The following is an 18,043-nucleotide window of genomic DNA, read 5'->3' on the forward strand; positions in this document are numbered from 1 at the left end:
CTGTGATCCGTTGCATTCTTCTCTTCCTCGTCGCGCTGCTCATTCCCATGGTCGGGTTGCAGGCTAAACCAGAGGCCGGTCCCGATCCGAAGAAGCAACGGATGTTCGACATCGAGATTCACAAGGCGGCGGCGGCGTTCGACAAAAAAGATTTCACCGCCACCCGCCAGCATGTGGACGCGGCGGAGGCGTTGCTCCCCGACCAGGCGGCGACGCTCAATTTGCTCGGCGCGCTGCTCTACAAGGAGCACAAATACGACGAGGCGCTCGCGGCGTTTCGCGCCCTGATCGACCGCGACCCGAATTCGTATCCGGGCTACTTCAACACCGCCGAGGTTCTGCTCGCGCAGAAGAAATACGACGAGGCGCTGGCCGGGTTTGAGCGCATTCTGGAGGCGCGGCCCGGCGACGAGATCTGTCAGTATCGCATAGTGATCGTTCTCGCCTTGGAAAAGAAATTCGACGAGGCCCGGCTGCGCGCGAAGAAACTGCCGAACCCCGGGCAGACGGCGGCTTATTATTTTGCAAATGCCGCGATCGAGTTTGCCGCCGGCGACAAGGCCAAAGGCCAGGACTGGCTCAAGCAGAGTGAGACTTTTTTCCCACCGGAAGCTTCCGCCAGCCTGCGCGATGTGCTGGTGGAGCAAAACTTGATTCAGAAATAACCGCGCGGCGGTTTTTACAGTGGAATCAGAGTCGCCGCCTCTGTATGCTCGCCAACGCATGAAATCATCCTCCCTTTCCCCCAGGCTCGCGTTGCTCGGAGCGCTTCTCTTTACCGCGGCCACGGCCACTACTCTCCGAGCGCAAGACCAGGCCGCTGATCTGGCGGCGGCGAACCAGGCGCTGAACGAGGGCAATTACCCCGACGCTGCTGCCAAGTTCGGGAAATTCGTCAAGGACTACCCGACTTCCACCGTGATCCCGGACGCGCAGTTGAAGCTGGCTTACAGCGACATGGCGATCAACAAGTTCGACGAGGCGCTGGCCGAATACAAAAAGCTTCTCGCTCCACCAGCGACCCCGGAAATTATCGAACTCGCCTCGGGTTTGCTCCCACAGGCTCTCTCGGGAAAAGCCTCCTCGCTGCCCGAGGGCGACGCCCAGCGCACCACTCTCTTCAACGATGCGATCAAGGCCTACACCGATTTCCTCGCCAAATATCCGAAGAGCGACCTCGTCGAGAGCAACCGTTACACCCTCGCGCTTTGTTATTACCAGACCCAGCAATACGATCCAGCGATCGACAATCTGCGGAAGAATCTGGCCGAGTTTGCCCAGAGCGAATCCATTCAGGACAGCCAGTATCTGCTCGCGCTGATGCTCGCGACGAAGGCGAACCTCACCCTCAATAAAGATCGCACGGCGACCGCCACGGCCTTCCCGCTTTACGACGAAGCGCAGAAGTTTCTCCAGGACATCATTGCCAAGCGCACCGATCTGCCGCTGATCAGCGACGCGCAATTCCAGCTCGGCGAAGTGCTCTTTAACCGGGCCGTCTTCACCACCGGACCGGACCACGCGAAGCACCTCCAGGACGCCCTTTCCGCCTATCGCGCTGTCGAGGCGAGCGACGTGGTGGCCCGCGAGCAGCAGGGAAAAATCGACGCGTTGAAAGGCCGCACGACGGCCGTTCTCGCCACGAAAAACATCAAGGCCGTCCAGAAATTGCAGAGCCTCATCGGTCGCGAAACCGGCAAGCTGGAGACCCTGAAAAACAAGGGCAGCCAGCGCGTGGCCTCGCACCTGAAGATGGCGCAGATTTTCTACCAGCTCAGCACGCCCACCCAGCCGCGTTACGATGAAACTCGTGTCTTGCTGAGTTACCTCGAGCCGTTCGTCACCAGCGACACAGATAAAAAGACCGTCCTTTATTTCAAGACAATGACCTACGCGCTCCAGGGCAACACCGCCAAGGCCATCGCGGGTTACGATCAATTCCAGAGCCAATACAAGGGCGATCCGATGGCGGAAAATCTCCCTCTCGCGATGGGCGCGATGTTCACCGCCGGCTCCCCCGGAACTCCGCCGAACCCGGTGAAGGCACTGGAATATTTCCAGCAGCAGTCGCAGCTTTATCCGAAGAGCGAGGCCACGGCGGTCGCGCTGTCCGAGCAGGCCCGCGCGCTCTCGCAGATGCAGCGTTTCGACGAGGCGATCAAGACTTACCAGACGTTCCTCGCCTCCAACCCGGAGAAATCGCAGGCCGCCCGCGCCACGTCGGGGCTCGCCGAGGTTTACCGCAACACGGGCAAACTCGCCGAGGCCGACCAGCTTTACGCGAAGATCCAGAAGGACTTTGCCGATCAGTTGCCACTCGTCAAAGAGGCCAGCTTCTGGCGCGGCTTCATCCTCGTGCAGCAGCAGAAATATCCCGAGGCGATGAAGGCGCTCGCGACGTTTGTGGCCGTTTATCCCGATGATGCGAATCTGACTCCGAATGCTTATTTCACCTACGGCCAGGCCCAGCGCGGCTCGGGTGCCGTGGACACGGCGATCCAGACTTTCAAGACTCTGGTGACGAAGTTTCCGAAATCCGACGCGGCGACTTTCACCTTTTTCCAGCGGTTCGACATCGCCAAGGAAAAGAACGACGTGCCCGCGATGGATGCTGCGATGCGTGAATTCATCGACGCGTATCCGAAGGACAACAAGCTCTTCAACGCCTACGCCAACCTCGCTCAGAACCGCATCACGGAAGGCAAAATCCAGGACGCGATCAACATTTACTACGAGTTCATCGACAAAAATATCGACAGCCCGCTCGTTCCCACCGTCCTCATGCAGACCAGCGGCCAGTGGGCTGGCATCGCCACCACCCTTGGGCGTTACGCAGGGCTGACCGAGGCCGACCGCGCCATCTGGAAGGAGTCCCTCGAGAAAAGCATCGGCGACGCCGAGCGCGTGATCGTGAAATATCCCGAGAGCGCCGAGGTCGCCAACGCCTCCCGCGCCATTCTCACCGCGCAGAAAGAATTCGTCTCCGCCAACCTCAAGAAAAACGACGACATCGAGTCGTATTTCACCCAGTTCGCGGCCAAGTTCGATGCCGCCCCGAAGACCAAGAGCAAGATTCTTTTCACCCTTGCCTCCTTCATTTACGAGCGTGACCCGGCCAAAGCCCTCGCCCAGATGACCACCGCCTACGACCCCACGCTCGTCTATGCCGCGGGCGACCTCGATCTCTACGGCACCGCCCTCCTCGGCCAGAAGAAAATCGACGAGGCCGCCGCCATTTATACCAAGCTCGCCACTGATTACCCGAATCTCCCCGGCACCGATCCGAAGCAGGCCCCGCTCGCCGTCCAAGAGGCGCAGGCCACCGCGATGTTTGGCCAGGGCCAGGTCTTGCAAGCCAAGGGTGACTCCGCCGGAGCCGCGAAGAATTTTGCCCAACTCAAGGCGCTCTATCCGTGGTCCACGAAAATCTTTGAGGCCGACCTCGGCATCGCCATCGGCCTCTACAACCAGAAGAAATTCGACGACGCCATGGCGCTCGTTCAAGGCATCGTCAAGGCGCAGACCGCCGCCAACGACCTGCGCGCCAAAGCCATGGTGCTCGGCGGTAAGATCCGCCGCGACGCTGGCGACCTCGACTCGGCCATCGATTTCTTCATCAAGACCGACTACTTCTACGGCGGCGTCCCGACCGTCGCCGCAGAGGGCCTCTTCCTCGGCGCGCAAGCCCTGGAGGCCAAGGCCGCCGCCGCCAAAGACCCGAAAACCAAAGCCGACTCCGCCGCCAAGGCCAAGAAATACTACGGAGACCTCCAGACCAAATACCCCGACAGCCCCTTCGCCGCGCAAGCCAAAGGGAAGTAGTCTGCGGTTGAGAGCCTGTAGTTGAGAGCCGCCTTTCTCCCAGCTTCAACGTTCAGGACAAGCGCTGCAGTTCCGAGAGCGCACGCGTCCCGCGTGCAGTCTTTGGCGTCCCGCCGAAGACATTCCCCTCACCCAGGCGAAGCCTCTTCAAGAAAGTGCGCCCCAATTCAACATCCCAATGACCCGCCCTGAACGCGCCGCGCTGCTCGTCGAGCGCCTCCCGCGACTCTACCCCGACGCCCATTGCGAACTCGTTTTCGCCGACCCGCTCCAGCTCCTCGTCGCCACCATCCTTTCCGCGCAATGCACCGACGTGCAGGTGAATAAAATCACGCCCGCCCTCTTCGCCGCCTACCCCACCGCCGCCGATTACGCCGCCGCGAATCCATTGGAACTCGAATCCCTCGTCCAATCCACCGGCTTCTTTCGCAACAAAGCCAAAAACATCCGCCTCGCCGCGCGCGACATCGTGGAAAAATTCGGCGGCGACGTTCCCCGGACCTTGGGCGAACTCGTCACCCTCGCCGGAGTCGGACGCAAAACCGCCAACGTCGTCCTCGGCAACGCGTTCGGACTCGAGGAAGGCATCGTCGTCGATACGCACGTCACCCGGCTCAGCACCCGGCTGCGACTGACCACGAAAAAGGACGCCGAAAAGATCGAGAGCGACCTCATTCGCCTCATTCCTCGGGGAAAATGGACCCTTTTCCCCCATTGGCTCATCGCCCACGGACGCCGCATCTGCACCGCCCGCAACCCAAAATGCACCCTCTGCGAACTAGCCGACCTCTGCCCCGGCGCCGGGAAAATCTGAATGGAGCGCATTCTAAACTCCGTGGAGGCCGCTGGCTCCGTAGGAGCCTGATATCTATAGAAGACATGCGAGTCATTATGAGCGCCGTAGGTGCGACACCGGATTCCGTGCCGCCAGATGCCGGTGCTACGGACCTGATTCGACTGCTACTCGACTGATTAGAGATACCGACCCTACGGGTCTATTCGGTCTCGTTCCCAAACTCCTGTTTGGGAACGAGAGAATGGCATTCTCGACCGAGAGTTTGGGAGCCAGAGCAACTCCATTTCACTCCTCCAAAAATCGCCCGCGATAGTGTATCTAGCCTTCTGGCGGCTCCCCAAACGACTGCGACAGTCTGTCGAAACTTTTTCCAGCTCCCGGAAAGCACTGCGATAGCCTGTTGAAGAGATTTTTCGGTGCCTAAAATGATCGCGATAGCCTGTCGGGAACATTTCCGGGTCTCCGAAATGATTGCCATTCACTAGCGCAGACGCTTTTGGATGGCCAAAAAGCCCGTTCCCGGCCCTCAGGGGAACTTTTTTCAGCTATTTTTTGCGTCTCACGTCGAATGCAGGCATGGTTTGCGGCGTGACATTTCGCCTCCTGCTCCTCGGCCTCTTTTGCGTGCTCCAGAGTGCGCTGTCGGCAGCCTCCCTGCCCTTCAGCACCGTCTTTCAGGGGCAAAAAACTTTCGACCGGCTCGTCGCCCGAGCCGACGCGGAGCATTGGAACTCGCTTCCCATCGGACTCCGCGCCGCCACTGTCGGGCACGCCCTCGTCGGCACGCCTTACAAGGGATTTACCCTGGAGATCGACGACCACATCGAGGCTCCGTCGGTGAATCTGAACGGGCTCGACTGCTGGACATTTTTTGAGGCGTCACTCGCCTTTGCCCGGATGATCGCCGAGCCGCGTCCGAATTGGACTCCCGAGCGGATGCTGCACTACATCGAGTTGGATCGTTATCGCGGCGGCCAGTGCGACGGCACCTACCTTTCGCGCCTGCATTATTTGGAGGATTGGCTCTGGGATAACGACAAACGCGGACTCGTCGAGGACCTCACCCGGCGGCTCGGCGGCGTGCGCGTGATGAATATGGCCCGCGAAATGACCGTTGGCTGGAAAAATTACCGCTATCTCTGCTGCAATCCCGACCTGCGCACCGGCATCGCCCAGCACGAGGCCCGCATCGCCTCGACCCCGTTTTATCACATCCCGAAAAACAAGATCGCCAGCATCGAAAAATACCTTCAAACCGGCGACATCATCGGCATCACCGCGCGCGATGGTCCCGGCGTCGGCACGTCGCATGTCGGTTTCGCCGTGCGCGATGAAAAGGGCGTCGTCCACTTCATGCACGCCTCGGCTCCGAGGAATTACGGACGCGTCGTCGTCGATCAGCGTCTCTCCGATTACGTCGCGCATTACACCACCGACACGGGCATCCTCGTCGCCCGTCCGCTGCGCTAAATGACCGCGCTTCTTCTGGCGCTGGCTCTGGGGGCGAGCTGGATTTTTTTCCTCTGGCGCTACGCCCTGCCCCTGCGCCGGTTGCAGGAAGAGTTGAGTTCCATTCGATTCGGGAAAAAACGGGGCGTGACCCTCGCGGGAGCGGCAGTCATTCGCGAAATCGCCGGAACCGTGGCCGAACTGCTCGATGAAAACGACGTTTCGCAACAACGCGCACGAGACGAGGGGCTGAACTTGCGGACGATCCTCGAAAGCATGCGGGAGGGGGTCGTTCTCCTCGACAACCAGAAGCGCATCCGGCTGGCGAACCGGGCGATTTACCGGCTGCTACCCGCCGGTTTATCGCCGGTGAACCGCACTTTGCTCGAGCTTTTTCGGAATCACGTCCTGCAACGCGCCATCGAAACGAGCTTCACCACGCCCGAGCCGCAGACCACCGAATACGTGGTGGATGTGAGCGAAAATGGACGCCTCGTGGCGAAGACATTGGAAGTCACCAGCATCGGAATCCCCGGGAGCGGCGGCGAAATCGTAGGCGCGCTGGCTGTTTTCCACGATCTCACGCGGGTGAAGGAACTCGAGGGGATGCGGAAGGATTTCGTGGCCAATGTCTCTCACGAATTGCGCACGCCGCTCTCGATCATCAGCGGCTACATCGAGACGCTGCTCGACGACGATCTGGAGGACGTGGAGTCGGGCCGGAAATTTCTGCGGATCATGCACCGGCATACACAGCGGTTGCATTTGCTGGTGGAGGATTTGCTCACGATCTCGGCGCTGGAGTCGCAGCGGGTGGCGCTGGAATTTCGCCCGGTCGAGTTACAGTCGAATCTACAAAAGATCGTCGAACAACTCGAACCCGCCCTGTCCGCGCGCGACTTGCAGGTGAAGCTGGATTTTCCCGCAGACTTTCCCGAGCTGGAGGTGGACGCACGCCGCATCGATCAGGTGTTTTTTAATCTGCTCGAGAATGCGATCAAACACGGCCACGCCGGCGACGCTCCCATCGAGGTCATCGGCAAAGTGGGGCCGCAGGGCGTCTCTATTTCCGTGCGCGACCACGGGCCCGGCATCGCGGCGAAGGACCAGCCGCACATTTTCGAGCGTTTCTACCGGGTGGATGAGGCCCGCTCGCGCGAGGTCGGCGGCACCGGGCTTGGGCTTTCCATTGTCAAACACGTCGTCCAGGCGCACGGCGGAACGGTGGAGGTGGCCAGCCGCCGGGGCGAGGGCGCGACCTTTGAGGTCATCCTGCCGCTGCGCCAGACGATGCGGACCTGAAACCATTTGACTCATCCGCCTGCGGCACCGTTTGTTGGCCGCGGTGAATGCCCTTCTTCTGTTTCTGCTCTTTCTCGGCACAGCCGCGATCCAAGTTTTCATCGGGGGAATGCGCCCGGTCTTCGCCATTCCGGCTTACCTGATCATCGCCCTCGCCGGGGCGACTTCCATCGTTCTCATCCGCAGAAACCGCCCGCTGCCGTCGCTGGTTTGCCTGGGTAGCTCGCTCATTTTCTTCAGCTACATCCTCTGGCGGGCCTATCATTCGCCAGTCGAATATATTTCCCGCCCGGATCGTTACATGGTCCTGGCGTGCGTCGTGGTTTACCTGTCATTCGCGCTTTATCTCACCGACCCGAGGACGCGGCTCTGGCTTTTCTACGGGCTCTTTCTGCTCGCGCTGGGTCACATCGCCATCGGAGCGATTCAGTTTTCCAAGGGAGAAAACTTCCTCCCGTTCGGCTATCTGCGCGCCGATTACGGGCGGCGGGCGAGCGGCTTCTACGTCTGTCCGAACCATTACGCAGGCTTGCTGGAAATGCTCATCATGATCGCCGCCGCCATCGGCAGCTGGGCGCGGGTCGGGTTGAAAACCCGGATGGTGGTCCTGTATTTCGCCTTCATGGCGCTGGGTGGCCTCGCCATTTCCGGCAGCCGGGGCGGTTATCTGAGCGTGGCCATCGCGCTGGTGGTGCTGGCGACTTTGAGCGTATTCGTCGTGCGTCTGGCGCGTCCGGGAAAGACGCTTTTCGTCGCATCTGCCGTGGCGAGTTTCATTTTACTCACCGGACTCGCGGGCGTCGGCCTGATGAAGAAAGACATCCTCCTTTCCAACCGGATCAACGCCATTTCCGATCCGAAAAACATGCGCCTGCAACTCTGGGAGGCCGCGCTCCACCAGTATCGCACCCAGCCCGCGACCGGCACCGGAGCCGGGACGTATTTCTATCTGGGCCGCACATTTCGCGCTCCGTCGGTCCAGACCGACCCTGTCTGGGTGCACAACGATTACCTGCATCTCCTGGCCGAATACGGCTGGCTCGGAGCCGCCGCCTGCGCCCTGTTTTTGGGGAGTCACCTCTGGCACGGCGTTCTGGGTTTGAGGCAAATCATCAAGAAACGCCTCCTCGAAGGCGGCGACATGAGCAGCAACGCCCTCGCGCTGAACATCGGCGCGCTCGCCGCCATCGCCGCGATTCTGGCGCATTCGGTCGTCGATTTTAACGTTCACATTCCCGGCAACGCCCTCGTGCTCGCCGCGCTCTTCGGCATGTTGGCGAATCCGCCCACCTTCCGGTCGCGCAAAGTCGAGTTGAGCCCGCATCTGGCACTCCCTTTCAAGCTCCTCATTCCTGTCTGCGCGGTGGCCATCGCCGTCGATGCCGCGCCGCATCTGCGAGGCGAATGGTACTCCGAAAAAGCTCGCGTCGCCCTGCGCGACAACCGTTATCTCGCCGCCATGCGCGCCGCCCAGCTCGGCCTCGAAGTGGAGAAAACCAACCCCGACTTGCATTATTATCTCGGCGAATCGCGCCGGCTCCTGGGCAATTCCTGGTCGAGCGAGGCCGCCCGCGCCTCCATGAACGACGCCGCGCACAACGCCTTCATGGATTCCATCCGCCTCTTCCCGCAGGACGAGAAAGTCTGGGTGAAACTCTCCCAGTCGCTCGACATGCTCGGGCGTCACGAAGAAGCGTTCGCCAGTCTGGAAAAAGCACGCGAGTTAGACCCGAATCTGGCGGCGTTGAACACCTATTACGCCGCCCATTTCCAAATCCAGGGCGACAATAAAAAGGCGCTCGAGTACTATCAAAAAGCCCAGGAAAGCGAGCTGAACCGCAAGAGCCGCGATGCGCTTCTGCGCGAGACCCAGCCCGACGGCGCACGCTAACTAGCGCAGGAAACGAGCGAGGTTTTGCGCCTCCCAGCGCTGGGCACGCGCGTAATGGCGGAACTTCTTTTCCTTCCGCTGAAACTCCTCCGTGTGCACCTTCCGCCGCCCCGAGGGATAAACGATATCCGGCACGACCGCGTGCAGCATTTCGTGATAAATGACGTATTCGAGGAACCATTCCGGCACAAACGCCGCGTCGAGCAGCGGATGAATCCGGATCACGCGGTCCTCCTCCTGGATCGTGCCATAGACGAAATAGCTGACCGGACGTAGCCTCCGCCGCCGTCCCCAGACGATGCGATAGCCGGACAGCCGATGGCGAAAATGACGGCCATTTAGCCGGTTAAAGATGGCGCGAAGATCGAAGAAACGGCCCTCATGCGCGAGGGAAAGCTGACGCTGCACTGGCAGCGAGACTACGGCAACCTTGCGCTTGGCTTGTTTCTTCATGGCGTAGCAATCAGCACAAAAGACCACCTTCCGCCGCGCTTGCAAATGCGAAAATAGGCCGCCTTCTGGCGGTGATTCCGCCCTTACTCGTCCCAGTTTTCGAAAACGATCTGACCGCCCACCCATGTCTGCCGAATCTTGAAATCCGTGGAAAAGATCGCGAAATCAGCCCGGCAACCGGCTTGCAGACGGCCGATGTTTCGCTCGCGACGCAGCGCATTCGCCGGGTTCAACGTCGCCATTTGCACCGCCTCCACCAGCGGCACTTCGGCGAGTTCCACCAGGTTGCGGATGCCGTCGATCATGCGGCAGGTGCTGCCCGCGATCGCGCTGCCGTCGGCGAGCATTCCGACGCCGCCCCGCACGACGCACTCGAACTCGCCCAGTTGGTAGCCGACGCCCTCCGCCAGTCCGGCACCGGCGCACGCATCGGTGATGAGGCAGATGCCATCGGAGCCTTTCGCGCGGTAAAGCGCCCGCATTAAAGTGGGACTCACATGGCGGCCATCGGCGATCAATTCACAGAGAATCTCCGGCTCCGACAGGGCGTATTCCAGCAGACCGGCCTCGCGAAACGGCCCGCGTTTCCGCAGGGACGACATGCAATTAAACGTGTGCGTCACCTGCGACATGCCGTGAATTCGCGCCGCCTCCGCCTCCTCGGCCCAGCAATCCGAATGTCCGCCGCTGACGATGATTTCCAGCGCCGAAAGCCGCTCCATCAAAGGCAGCGCGCCCGGTAGTTCGGGCGCCAGCGTCATCTGCGTGACGACATCGCCAAAAGCCAGAATGCGATCCAACTCGTCTCTGTCCGTCGGCGGATGCAACAGCGCCGGATCGTGAGCGCCGGGTTTGTTGAGAGAAAAATAAGGTCCCTCGATGTGAATGCCCAAAACCTGCGCTCCAGCGTGGATGTTAGGAAAAGACCGGGCCGCCTCCAGCACGCAGACGAGTGCCATTTCACTCGACGAAATCGTGGTCAGCGCCAGACTGCTAGTGCCGCCACTCGCATGGAACTCCGCGATGGCCGCAAATGCCTCGTGCGTCGCCTCCATCGTGTCGCGATTCTGGGCTCCATGGACATGCAGGTCGATGAAACCGGGCGCGAGATAATGGCTCCTAACATCGATCGTGATCGGGTCCGGTGGCGGTGTTCCCTGGCCCAGATCGAGAATAATTCCCTCGGGTGTAAACGAAATCCAGCCCTGCGGAATCAATCGACCCGGCAGGACCAGGATAGCATTGGCGAGAATCATGTTGGCACCGCCTCGTCTTGGGAATGCTCCCAAGGCGCTGCCCAGCGTTTGTTTACCATCGCATCCAATGCGGCGGAGGTCTCTGCCAGCTTCTTGCTCAGACCAGCGCCGCGGCCCATCAAGATTCCTTCCCAATGCACTTCAGCGACGAAGGCTTTTTCATGCTCCGGTCCTTGCTGCGAGACGATGCGGTACTTCGGACTTTGCGGAGAGATGGCTTGAAGAATTTCCTGGAGCTGACCCTTCGGATTGATCTCGACCGGTTCGTCTAACACTGGAGCTAGATCCTCTTCGGTAATCTCCAGAATGACGCGTCTAACCTCGTCCAAATTGCTGTCGAGATAGATGGCTCCTAACAAAGCCTCGAAGGCGTCCGCGAGGATGGAGGCACGCTCGCGACCGCCGCTCGATTCTTCGCCACGGCCCATCATGAGATAGTTGCCCAACCCGATTTGCAGCGCGTGAACCTTCAAGCCTTCGCGCGAAACAATCCGCGAGCGCAGCTTGGTTAGTTGTCCTTCCGTGAACTCGGGAAACCGGTTGTAGAGATGCTGGGTGATAACGAGTTGCAGCACAGCGTCGCCAAGAAACTCCAATCGCTGATTATCGAAATGACGCTTGCGCGTTTCGTGTCCGAGACTGGAATGCGTCAGCGCCTCAGCCAGCAACAGGCTGTTGCGAAACTTATACCCAATGCGCTCTTCCAGGGGGTTCATGCTAGTTAGGTGACGGCTGGAACGGCATCGAGATAGCCATACAAGTGGCGTTGCTTGATTAGATCGGCGACGGGCTGCGGCACCATCTGCTCCCAAGTGGCGTCTTGCGCGGCGATTTTCTTGAGCACGTCGCGGGAGAAAACGTCGAGAATCGAGGTGTCGTAGCCGACGATGTTTTCGATATAACCATTCTCCAGCAGATGGAGATAGAGGTTGGAAAGATTGGAAGGAACTTGCAGGTTGGTCGCCTTGATGAGGACCGTTTTTGTGAGTGCGTGATTGATGTTAGAAGCGGGTGAATCTTTCAACTCCTCTCCCTGCATTCGCGTGTAGTAGTCGTAGGCGCTCTGCCGCATGGGATAGACAAAAAGTTTGACGGCGTTGCGGAAGAGACGGCCGAAAGATTCGAGAATTCCGCCTTCGAGTGACTCGTAGTATTTCTCATTAAAGACTTCCAGTAGATTGTTAATTCCCAGCGCGACGCCGATCATTTCCTTGGTGTAGCGGCGGAAGTAGGAAGTAAGGCGATAGTATTCCGAGTAGTTGGAAATCAGGACGTTGTGTCCAAGTGCTGAAATGGCGTCCACACGAGCCAGAAAGTCCAGATGATCGAGTGATCCGAGCGACAGGAGATTGTGCATCGTGATCTCCATCAAGACTTCCACCTTTGCGTCCTTCACGGCGGGTTCCTGAATGAATTGAGCCAGGGCGCAATCGAGCATGTCCATGTTAACATTCGTCACCGGACGGAAGCTGCCGCGTTCGACTAGGATCGCTTTCTTGTAGAGCAACTCGGATGGCTGGATAACATCGTGGTTGGGTCCGAAGAGCACGGCATTGGTGAGTCCGTGCTGTACTAACAAGAGCGACATCAGCCGGTTGTCCACACTGGTGAAGTCCGGGCCGCTGAACCGAATCATGTCCACTTCGATTCGCTCAGTGGAAAGATTGTCGATGAGCGACTTGATGAAAGTTTCCGGCTCATCGCGATAAAAAAATCCGCCGTAGATTAGGTTGACTCCCGCGATGCCGAGGGCTTGTTGTTGCAAGACATTTTCGCGATCCCACATGCGGACATGGATGCAGATGTCGCTCGGCTCCGCGTGAGGGGCCTTCTGAAATCGGAAACCCATCCAACCGTGGCATTCATTTGTCCCTTTGAAGTTGCGGGCGGAAACGGTGTCGGCAAAGACGAAAAAAGTAGTGGTCGGACCACGCGTCTCGCCAAGTCGCTCGACGAGCAGTTCGTATTCTCGATCCAGCATCATGTCGAGCCGTTCGCGGGAAACATAGCGCGCCGATTTTCCGTAGATATCGTCGCTGAACTTCATGTCGTAGGCTGAGATCGATTTGGCGATCGTACCCGCCGCTCCGCCCGCCTGGAAAAAATAGCGGGCGACTTCCTGTCCGGCGCCGATCTCGGCGAGTGTGCCGTATTTTGCCAGATCCAGATTAACCTGGAGCGCCTTGCGATTGGTGGTGAGCAGGTCCTTGTCCATTGATGCCTTTAAGCATGGCATTCACAAAGCGGCGTGAACAGGAATTTTCTAGCGGCGAAGCTGATAAAGCTGCAGCCCGGGGTGCAGGTTATAGACCATTCCGAGCGGCTCGCTCCAGCGCAGATCGGCCTGGGACTGGAGGTCCTGATAGAAGCTGCGCCGGCGGAGAAAGGTGGCTTGCGACGCGGCGCTGCCAGCCTGGAGCGGATTGTCGAATCGGCGGCATTCCACGTCGGCGACAGCGACCCAGGAGTAGCCCATTTTGCGCAACTCATCGAGCGTTCCGAGGTCGGCAACGTAGTCGGGTGGCGGCGTGCCTGCGGCAAACTGGCCTTGGTAAAAACCGGGCAAACGCGTCCAGAGACTGGTGGCTATTCGGTCGTTTTTAGAAAGGTGTGAGGCGGCCCACGCAGTGAGATCCGCGCGACTGTCCCCGCGAAAATCCTGGACCCAGCCGGCTAGCATGTAAACAGGGTGAAATCCGACGAGCGCGATCAGTATGGCGGTGACCCAAGGGCGGCTTTTCGGAGTGGCGAACCTGGCGAGAATATCGACTCCGCAGGCTGCGAGATAGATGGTAATCGCCATGATTGGAAGAACGTAGCGATCGGAAATCTTGGGTGAGTAACTCATGAAGACCAAAATGACCAAGGCAGTAAATCCGAGGACAAACTCGACTGAAAAAAACTCTCCGTGGCGTTGAGTTAAAACCAATCCGAGCAGGGCGGTGATTAGCATGGGCCAGCCGTGCTGATAGACTAGAATCTGCCAGTAGTCGGAGTGCGGAAATTCGCCGGAGACGCCGTCGTGACCGAGTGCCAGCATTCCGCTTTCGCGTCGGATGCCGGCGAACAATTCTGGAATATGGGTTAGCCATTGCCAGTTGATCGCCAGCACTGTGAGAGTGACTGTTAGGAGAAATAAAAATGAGAGTTTGCGAGTCCGATGGAAGACGACTGGAAGCAAGGCGACGATGAGAAGTGCGCCTGGATATTTGGCTGACGTGGCGATGCCCGCCGCCATGCCCAGAAAGATTACGTGGCGCACGTCTGGTGTGGTTAGGAAGTAGTCGAGCGCCAGCAAGCCGAGTGCAAGTCCCATGAAGAGAGCGGGGTCTTCCTTGCAGTAATGACTAACCTCGAAAAGCAGGGGGAGTGTTAGCAGTAGAAGGCCCGTGAGAATTCCCACCAGCGGCCCTTTTCTTCTCCAGGCAAATTGCACAAAGCAGACGACTCCCAGCGACGAGAAGAAGGCGGAAAGAGTGCGCCCCACCATGGTAATAAACTGGGCATTGTCTAGCTGGCCTGTAAGTTGTCCCAGCAAGCTAGTGGCGTTAAGCATCAACATCGGATGCCAATAGTTGCGATAGCCGTAAAGGAGTTGCAGCGCCTTGCTCTCCTCGTCACTATGATAAAAGTAGGGAAAGTGGTTGGCCCAGGTGTAGGCTAGAAAAGAGACTACAAAAAACAAGGCGAGTACCAGCCGGCTCTGGTGTGCTTCCAACTTGAATCTCATGATGGAGGCTAGCGTTCGCCGAGCACGAACAGAACGTGGGTTACATTGCCGCCTAGTTTGCGGGCATTCGGCCAATTTGTTGCGTCACTTCTCCTAACAATGAGATAGTTGCTGGGGGAGGCGGCAATTTCCGACTTCGACTGGATGGTGTGAAGGCTCAAACCATGTGGCGCATAGAAGAGAAAGCTGCTGGCGGCGGGTAGTTGATCCGCCAGAAAAATCCGGGAGGAAGGCATGTAACCCACCTCTACTTTTTTCCCGAAATCCTTCATCGTGCGCTGCCAGTCGTAGCGCGCCTTGGCGTCCAGCAAGTTGAATGCAAGTGGAATGGTAGACGCGGCGATAGTTAGGAGCGCGGCTCGGCTGTGACGGTAGAAAAGCGCGACCATCGCGGAGATGCAGAAGACAATGATGACGCCCAGCGAGAGCCACCAGATCGGCTGGAGCAGATTGAGCCATTCGCGGCCCGCAATGCGTCCGCAAAAGCCGAGACCCATAATGGCGAGCACGATGAGCAGCCCGACTCCTAACATTCGTATGCGGCTGCTGGTTCGCTCCCAGATGATGCTGGAGAGCAGGGCGAAGATGGGACCGAGACACGCGCTGCTCGCGGGCCATTCGTCGGGTTTGGAAAAAAGCAAAACCCAACTCGTGCCGAGGACGAACAAACACCAGAGCACCGACTCGGCTGGCGTGAGTTCCTTGAGCCGCAGCACCTTGCGAATGCGGCAGAAAAACGGCGGCAGCATGACGATGGACCACGGGAAAAGCATCCAGAACACGCGGCCTGCATTCGCCGGAGCCCACGTGGGGAGCACGATCCAATGACTGTGAAAAAAGAGGATTAGCACGGCGAGAAAAAGTAGGTTGCAAGTGATCCACCACGGGAGTCGCAGTCGAATGCGTGCCTCACGAAAAAACGCAAACGGCGCCCAGACGCTGGCGATGCTGAGGATGGCAGCCGCCGGTTGGCCGAGGGCGAGCAGACCGCCCGCCGAGCACCAGTAGAGCAGGTGCCATTGCGGTCGGCTTTTTTGCTCCAGCATTCGGACCGCAGCGTAGAAGGAAAGCGTGAGCCAAAGGACAGTGAGAGCCGAGCCTCCGCCATCGCGACCGTGGAGAATCGTCCCGCTCATGGTCGCTGCGATGATCCCGGATGAAAGCGCGCGCCAGAAGCCACCGATGCGTTCCGCGATGAGGAAAACCAGCGCGACGACCAGCAGATTCGCGATGGCAAAAGGCAGACGCGCGGCGAGTTCGTTGACATTGAAAATCTGGAAACTTTCCGCCGTGATCCATTGCACCGGGCCGGCCTGGACGGGCTGATTCCACAACTGGCTGATCTGCGCGGGCCGTAAGCCGAGGGCGAGTTCGCGAGCGATGGCGGCGTTCATTCCGTCGCTGCCGTTGTTGATCGGACCCCAGCCGCAGGTGGCGACGTGGAGGAGCGCGGCGAGCGCCAGCATGAAGAAAATCATCAGCCGCCGCTGGGGCGGAAGGGCGATGGGGCCCGCGGTGATCACTTCGAGCGTGGCGGCCGTGGGTTGGCTCATGGATCAGCGAAGGTGGGCGTATTTTTCCAGCCAGGCGACCGGCATTCGGAGAATTTTCGCGCCGGGCATGGTGATGAGGGCCAGCATTTGGCGGCAGGTGACGATTATTTTTTCGTCGCTCAGCCGCACGATTTGGAAGCTGCACCAAAACCGGCTGCGTTCCATTTTTTCGAGGGTGCCGCGGACTTCCAATTTATCGCCGAGGACGGCGGGCGAGCGGTAGTCGATCTCGGTGCGGACGACGACGGGAAATTCCTTCGACTCCGACATTGTGCGCAGGCTCATGCCCATTTTTTCCGCGAGATGCGTCCGGGCGGTTTCGATGAAGCGCAGGTAGGCGATGTTGTGGACGACGGCGGCGCAATCCGTGTCGAAAAACATGACCTCGATGGGAGTCGTCACGCTGGGTGTCGGGCTGGCTGGATCGGCTGGCTGGCTCACGCTCACAATCTGAATCCGGGATTCGTTTCTGGCAATCTTTGTTCCGGGCTTGCCGGGTCGGGCGGGGCGTTTATGCTCGTGAAAATGTCCTTCCTGGCTGTCATTATTCCGCTCTTCAATCATGCCGCCTACATCGGAGCTGCATTGCAATCGGTGCAGGCGCAAACACAGCCCGCGCAACGCGTAATCGTAATCGACGATGGCTCGACCGATGACTCATTTGCCATCGCACAGGCGGCGGCCGCGTCCGGCACGGAGGTGTTGCGTCAGGAAAATCGCGGCGCGCACGCCACACTGAATCGCGGGATCGAAATGGCTGCCGATTGCGATCTGGTCGCGATTTTGAACTCCGACGATCTCTGGCATCCGGAGCGGCTGGCGCGTTGCCGGAAGGCGTTCGACATGCGACCAGAGTTGGATGCGGTTTGCACTGGCTTGCATTTGATCGATCCGGTGGGCGCTCGTCTTGCCGACGATGCTCCGAAAATGCGGCGTCATCTCAAAGTCTGGAGCCTTGTGGAAAAGGAAAACGATCCGCTGCTTTCGCTGGCCGTTTCCAACTTCGCCAAGACCACTAGCAACCTCGTCGCGCGTCGCTCGTTTCTTCTCGCGCACCCATTTGGCGGCTACCGCTACGTGCACGACTACCATTGCTTTCTACAGGCGGCGCTGCCGGGAAAAATGGGCGTCGTTGCCGGGGATTTGCTCGGTTATCGGGTGCATCAAACGAACACGATCAAAGCCGATGGACGCCGCGCAGTCGTCGCCGAAACCGTCCAAATGCATCTCGATCTGATGGCGAGTCTCGCGCCGGAACTGGCTGCCTCCGCCGCGCTGCGCCAGCGGTTCCGGCTTTATCTGCAACGGCTTTTCGGCAATCACACCGACTTCCGGGGCGAGATATTTCTGCAAGTCATCGCCGATGCGATTGCGAAAAATCCCGAGCTTTTTGCCGTCTCGGCTTTGGGCGATTTCGAGGAATTCGAGGGCAAATCCGCACCGTTGCCATCTGCCTGAGTCGAGAGGAACTCGCCTCTGGCTAAGGAAAACTCACCGTCGCGGGCTCAGTCTCGTAGGCGTGCATTTCCTCTTCTTCCTGCACTTCCTCCACCTCGCGAAAACGCGACATGGCAAAGCCCAGTTCTGTGTTCAGCCCGCGCACGACATCGGGCGGATTGTGTAATTCGACGAGCAGGACTCCGGTCGCAGTTTTGTGGCCCGGCGTGCGGCCATCGTAAATGTGCCTGATGTGATAATGCGTGTCGCGCACCGGCAGCGCGGCGTAATCCTGCGCCACTTCCGGCGAAAACCGATCATCGATACAAACGACTTCTGTGCCCACATTCATAG

General features: G+C 59.2%; 15 protein-coding genes. 7 read left to right on the top strand and 8 right to left on the bottom strand.

Annotated elements, in window-relative coordinates:
• Positions 1-2 precede the first annotated feature (2 nt).
• From ABIT76_13715 to ABIT76_13740, 6 genes are all read left to right on the top strand, one after another.
• Entirely contained in the window at positions 3-665 is a 663-nt protein-coding gene (locus ABIT76_13715; GenBank protein MEO7934206.1) for a tetratricopeptide repeat protein, read from the top strand.
• Between the two features lie 58 nt (positions 666-723).
• Positions 724-3,822, top strand: a complete 3,099-nt coding sequence (locus ABIT76_13720) for a tetratricopeptide repeat protein (GenBank protein ID MEO7934207.1) — start codon at positions 724-726, stop codon at positions 3,820-3,822.
• Positions 3,823-4,000: 178 nt separating this feature from the next.
• A complete protein-coding gene (gene nth, locus ABIT76_13725; protein ID MEO7934208.1) occupies positions 4,001-4,636 on the top strand; it encodes an endonuclease III in 636 nt (211 codons plus the stop codon).
• A gap of 534 nt (positions 4,637-5,170) precedes the next feature.
• A complete protein-coding gene (locus ABIT76_13730; GenBank protein ID MEO7934209.1) occupies positions 5,171-6,088 on the top strand; it encodes an N-acetylmuramoyl-L-alanine amidase-like domain-containing protein in 918 nt (305 codons plus the stop codon).
• Entirely contained in the window at positions 6,089-7,369 is a 1,281-nt protein-coding gene (locus ABIT76_13735) for an ATP-binding protein (protein ID MEO7934210.1), read from the top strand.
• A gap of 43 nt (positions 7,370-7,412) precedes the next feature.
• Positions 7,413-9,260 carry an O-antigen ligase family protein gene (locus tag ABIT76_13740; GenBank protein ID MEO7934211.1) on the top strand — a complete coding sequence of 616 codons (1,848 nt, stop codon included), beginning with the start codon at positions 7,413-7,415 and terminating at the stop codon, positions 9,258-9,260.
• Here ABIT76_13740 and ABIT76_13745 read toward each other — a convergent pair whose 3' ends face one another.
• The 7 genes from ABIT76_13745 to ABIT76_13775 form a co-directional block, all read right to left on the bottom strand.
• Positions 9,261-9,713: a SprT-like domain-containing protein gene (locus ABIT76_13745; GenBank protein MEO7934212.1), complete on the bottom strand. Its 453-nt coding sequence runs from the start codon at positions 9,711-9,713 to the stop codon at positions 9,261-9,263.
• An 83-nt stretch (positions 9,714-9,796) separates the two neighbouring features.
• The gene (nagA, locus tag ABIT76_13750) at positions 9,797-10,969 is read right to left on the bottom strand and encodes an N-acetylglucosamine-6-phosphate deacetylase (protein MEO7934213.1); all 1,173 of its coding nucleotides are present in this window, start codon (positions 10,967-10,969) and stop codon (positions 9,797-9,799) included.
• Positions 10,966-11,685 carry a ribonuclease III gene (gene rnc, locus ABIT76_13755; GenBank protein ID MEO7934214.1) on the bottom strand — a complete coding sequence of 240 codons (720 nt, stop codon included), beginning with the start codon at positions 11,683-11,685 and terminating at the stop codon, positions 10,966-10,968. The genes nagA and rnc overlap by 4 nt, the downstream gene beginning before the upstream one ends.
• 5 nt (positions 11,686-11,690) lie before the next feature.
• Positions 11,691-13,184 carry a TonB-dependent receptor gene (locus tag ABIT76_13760; protein MEO7934215.1) on the bottom strand — a complete coding sequence of 498 codons (1,494 nt, stop codon included), beginning with the start codon at positions 13,182-13,184 and terminating at the stop codon, positions 11,691-11,693.
• A gap of 48 nt (positions 13,185-13,232) precedes the next feature.
• The gene (locus ABIT76_13765; protein MEO7934216.1) at positions 13,233-14,699 is read right to left on the bottom strand and encodes a glycosyltransferase family 39 protein; all 1,467 of its coding nucleotides are present in this window, start codon (positions 14,697-14,699) and stop codon (positions 13,233-13,235) included.
• An 8-nt stretch (positions 14,700-14,707) separates the two neighbouring features.
• Complete coding sequence (locus ABIT76_13770) at positions 14,708-16,252, bottom strand: glycosyltransferase family 39 protein (GenBank protein MEO7934217.1); 1,545 nt, start codon at positions 16,250-16,252, stop codon at positions 14,708-14,710.
• A 3-nt stretch (positions 16,253-16,255) separates the two neighbouring features.
• A complete protein-coding gene (locus ABIT76_13775; GenBank protein ID MEO7934218.1) occupies positions 16,256-16,693 on the bottom strand; it encodes a thioesterase family protein in 438 nt (145 codons plus the stop codon).
• Between the two features lie 84 nt (positions 16,694-16,777).
• Between ABIT76_13775 and ABIT76_13780 the strand changes: the two genes are divergently transcribed.
• The gene (locus ABIT76_13780) at positions 16,778-17,710 is read left to right on the top strand and encodes a glycosyltransferase family A protein (GenBank protein ID MEO7934219.1); all 933 of its coding nucleotides are present in this window, start codon (positions 16,778-16,780) and stop codon (positions 17,708-17,710) included.
• A gap of 22 nt (positions 17,711-17,732) precedes the next feature.
• On the opposite strand, the gene ABIT76_13785 is transcribed toward ABIT76_13780, so the two are convergent.
• Complete coding sequence (locus ABIT76_13785) at positions 17,733-18,041, bottom strand: hypothetical protein (GenBank protein MEO7934220.1); 309 nt, start codon at positions 18,039-18,041, stop codon at positions 17,733-17,735.
• Positions 18,042-18,043 lie beyond the last annotated feature (2 nt).

Source organism: Chthoniobacterales bacterium, assembly GCA_039930045.1.
Classification (GTDB): Bacteria; Verrucomicrobiota; Verrucomicrobiia; order Chthoniobacterales; family DASVRZ01; genus DASVRZ01.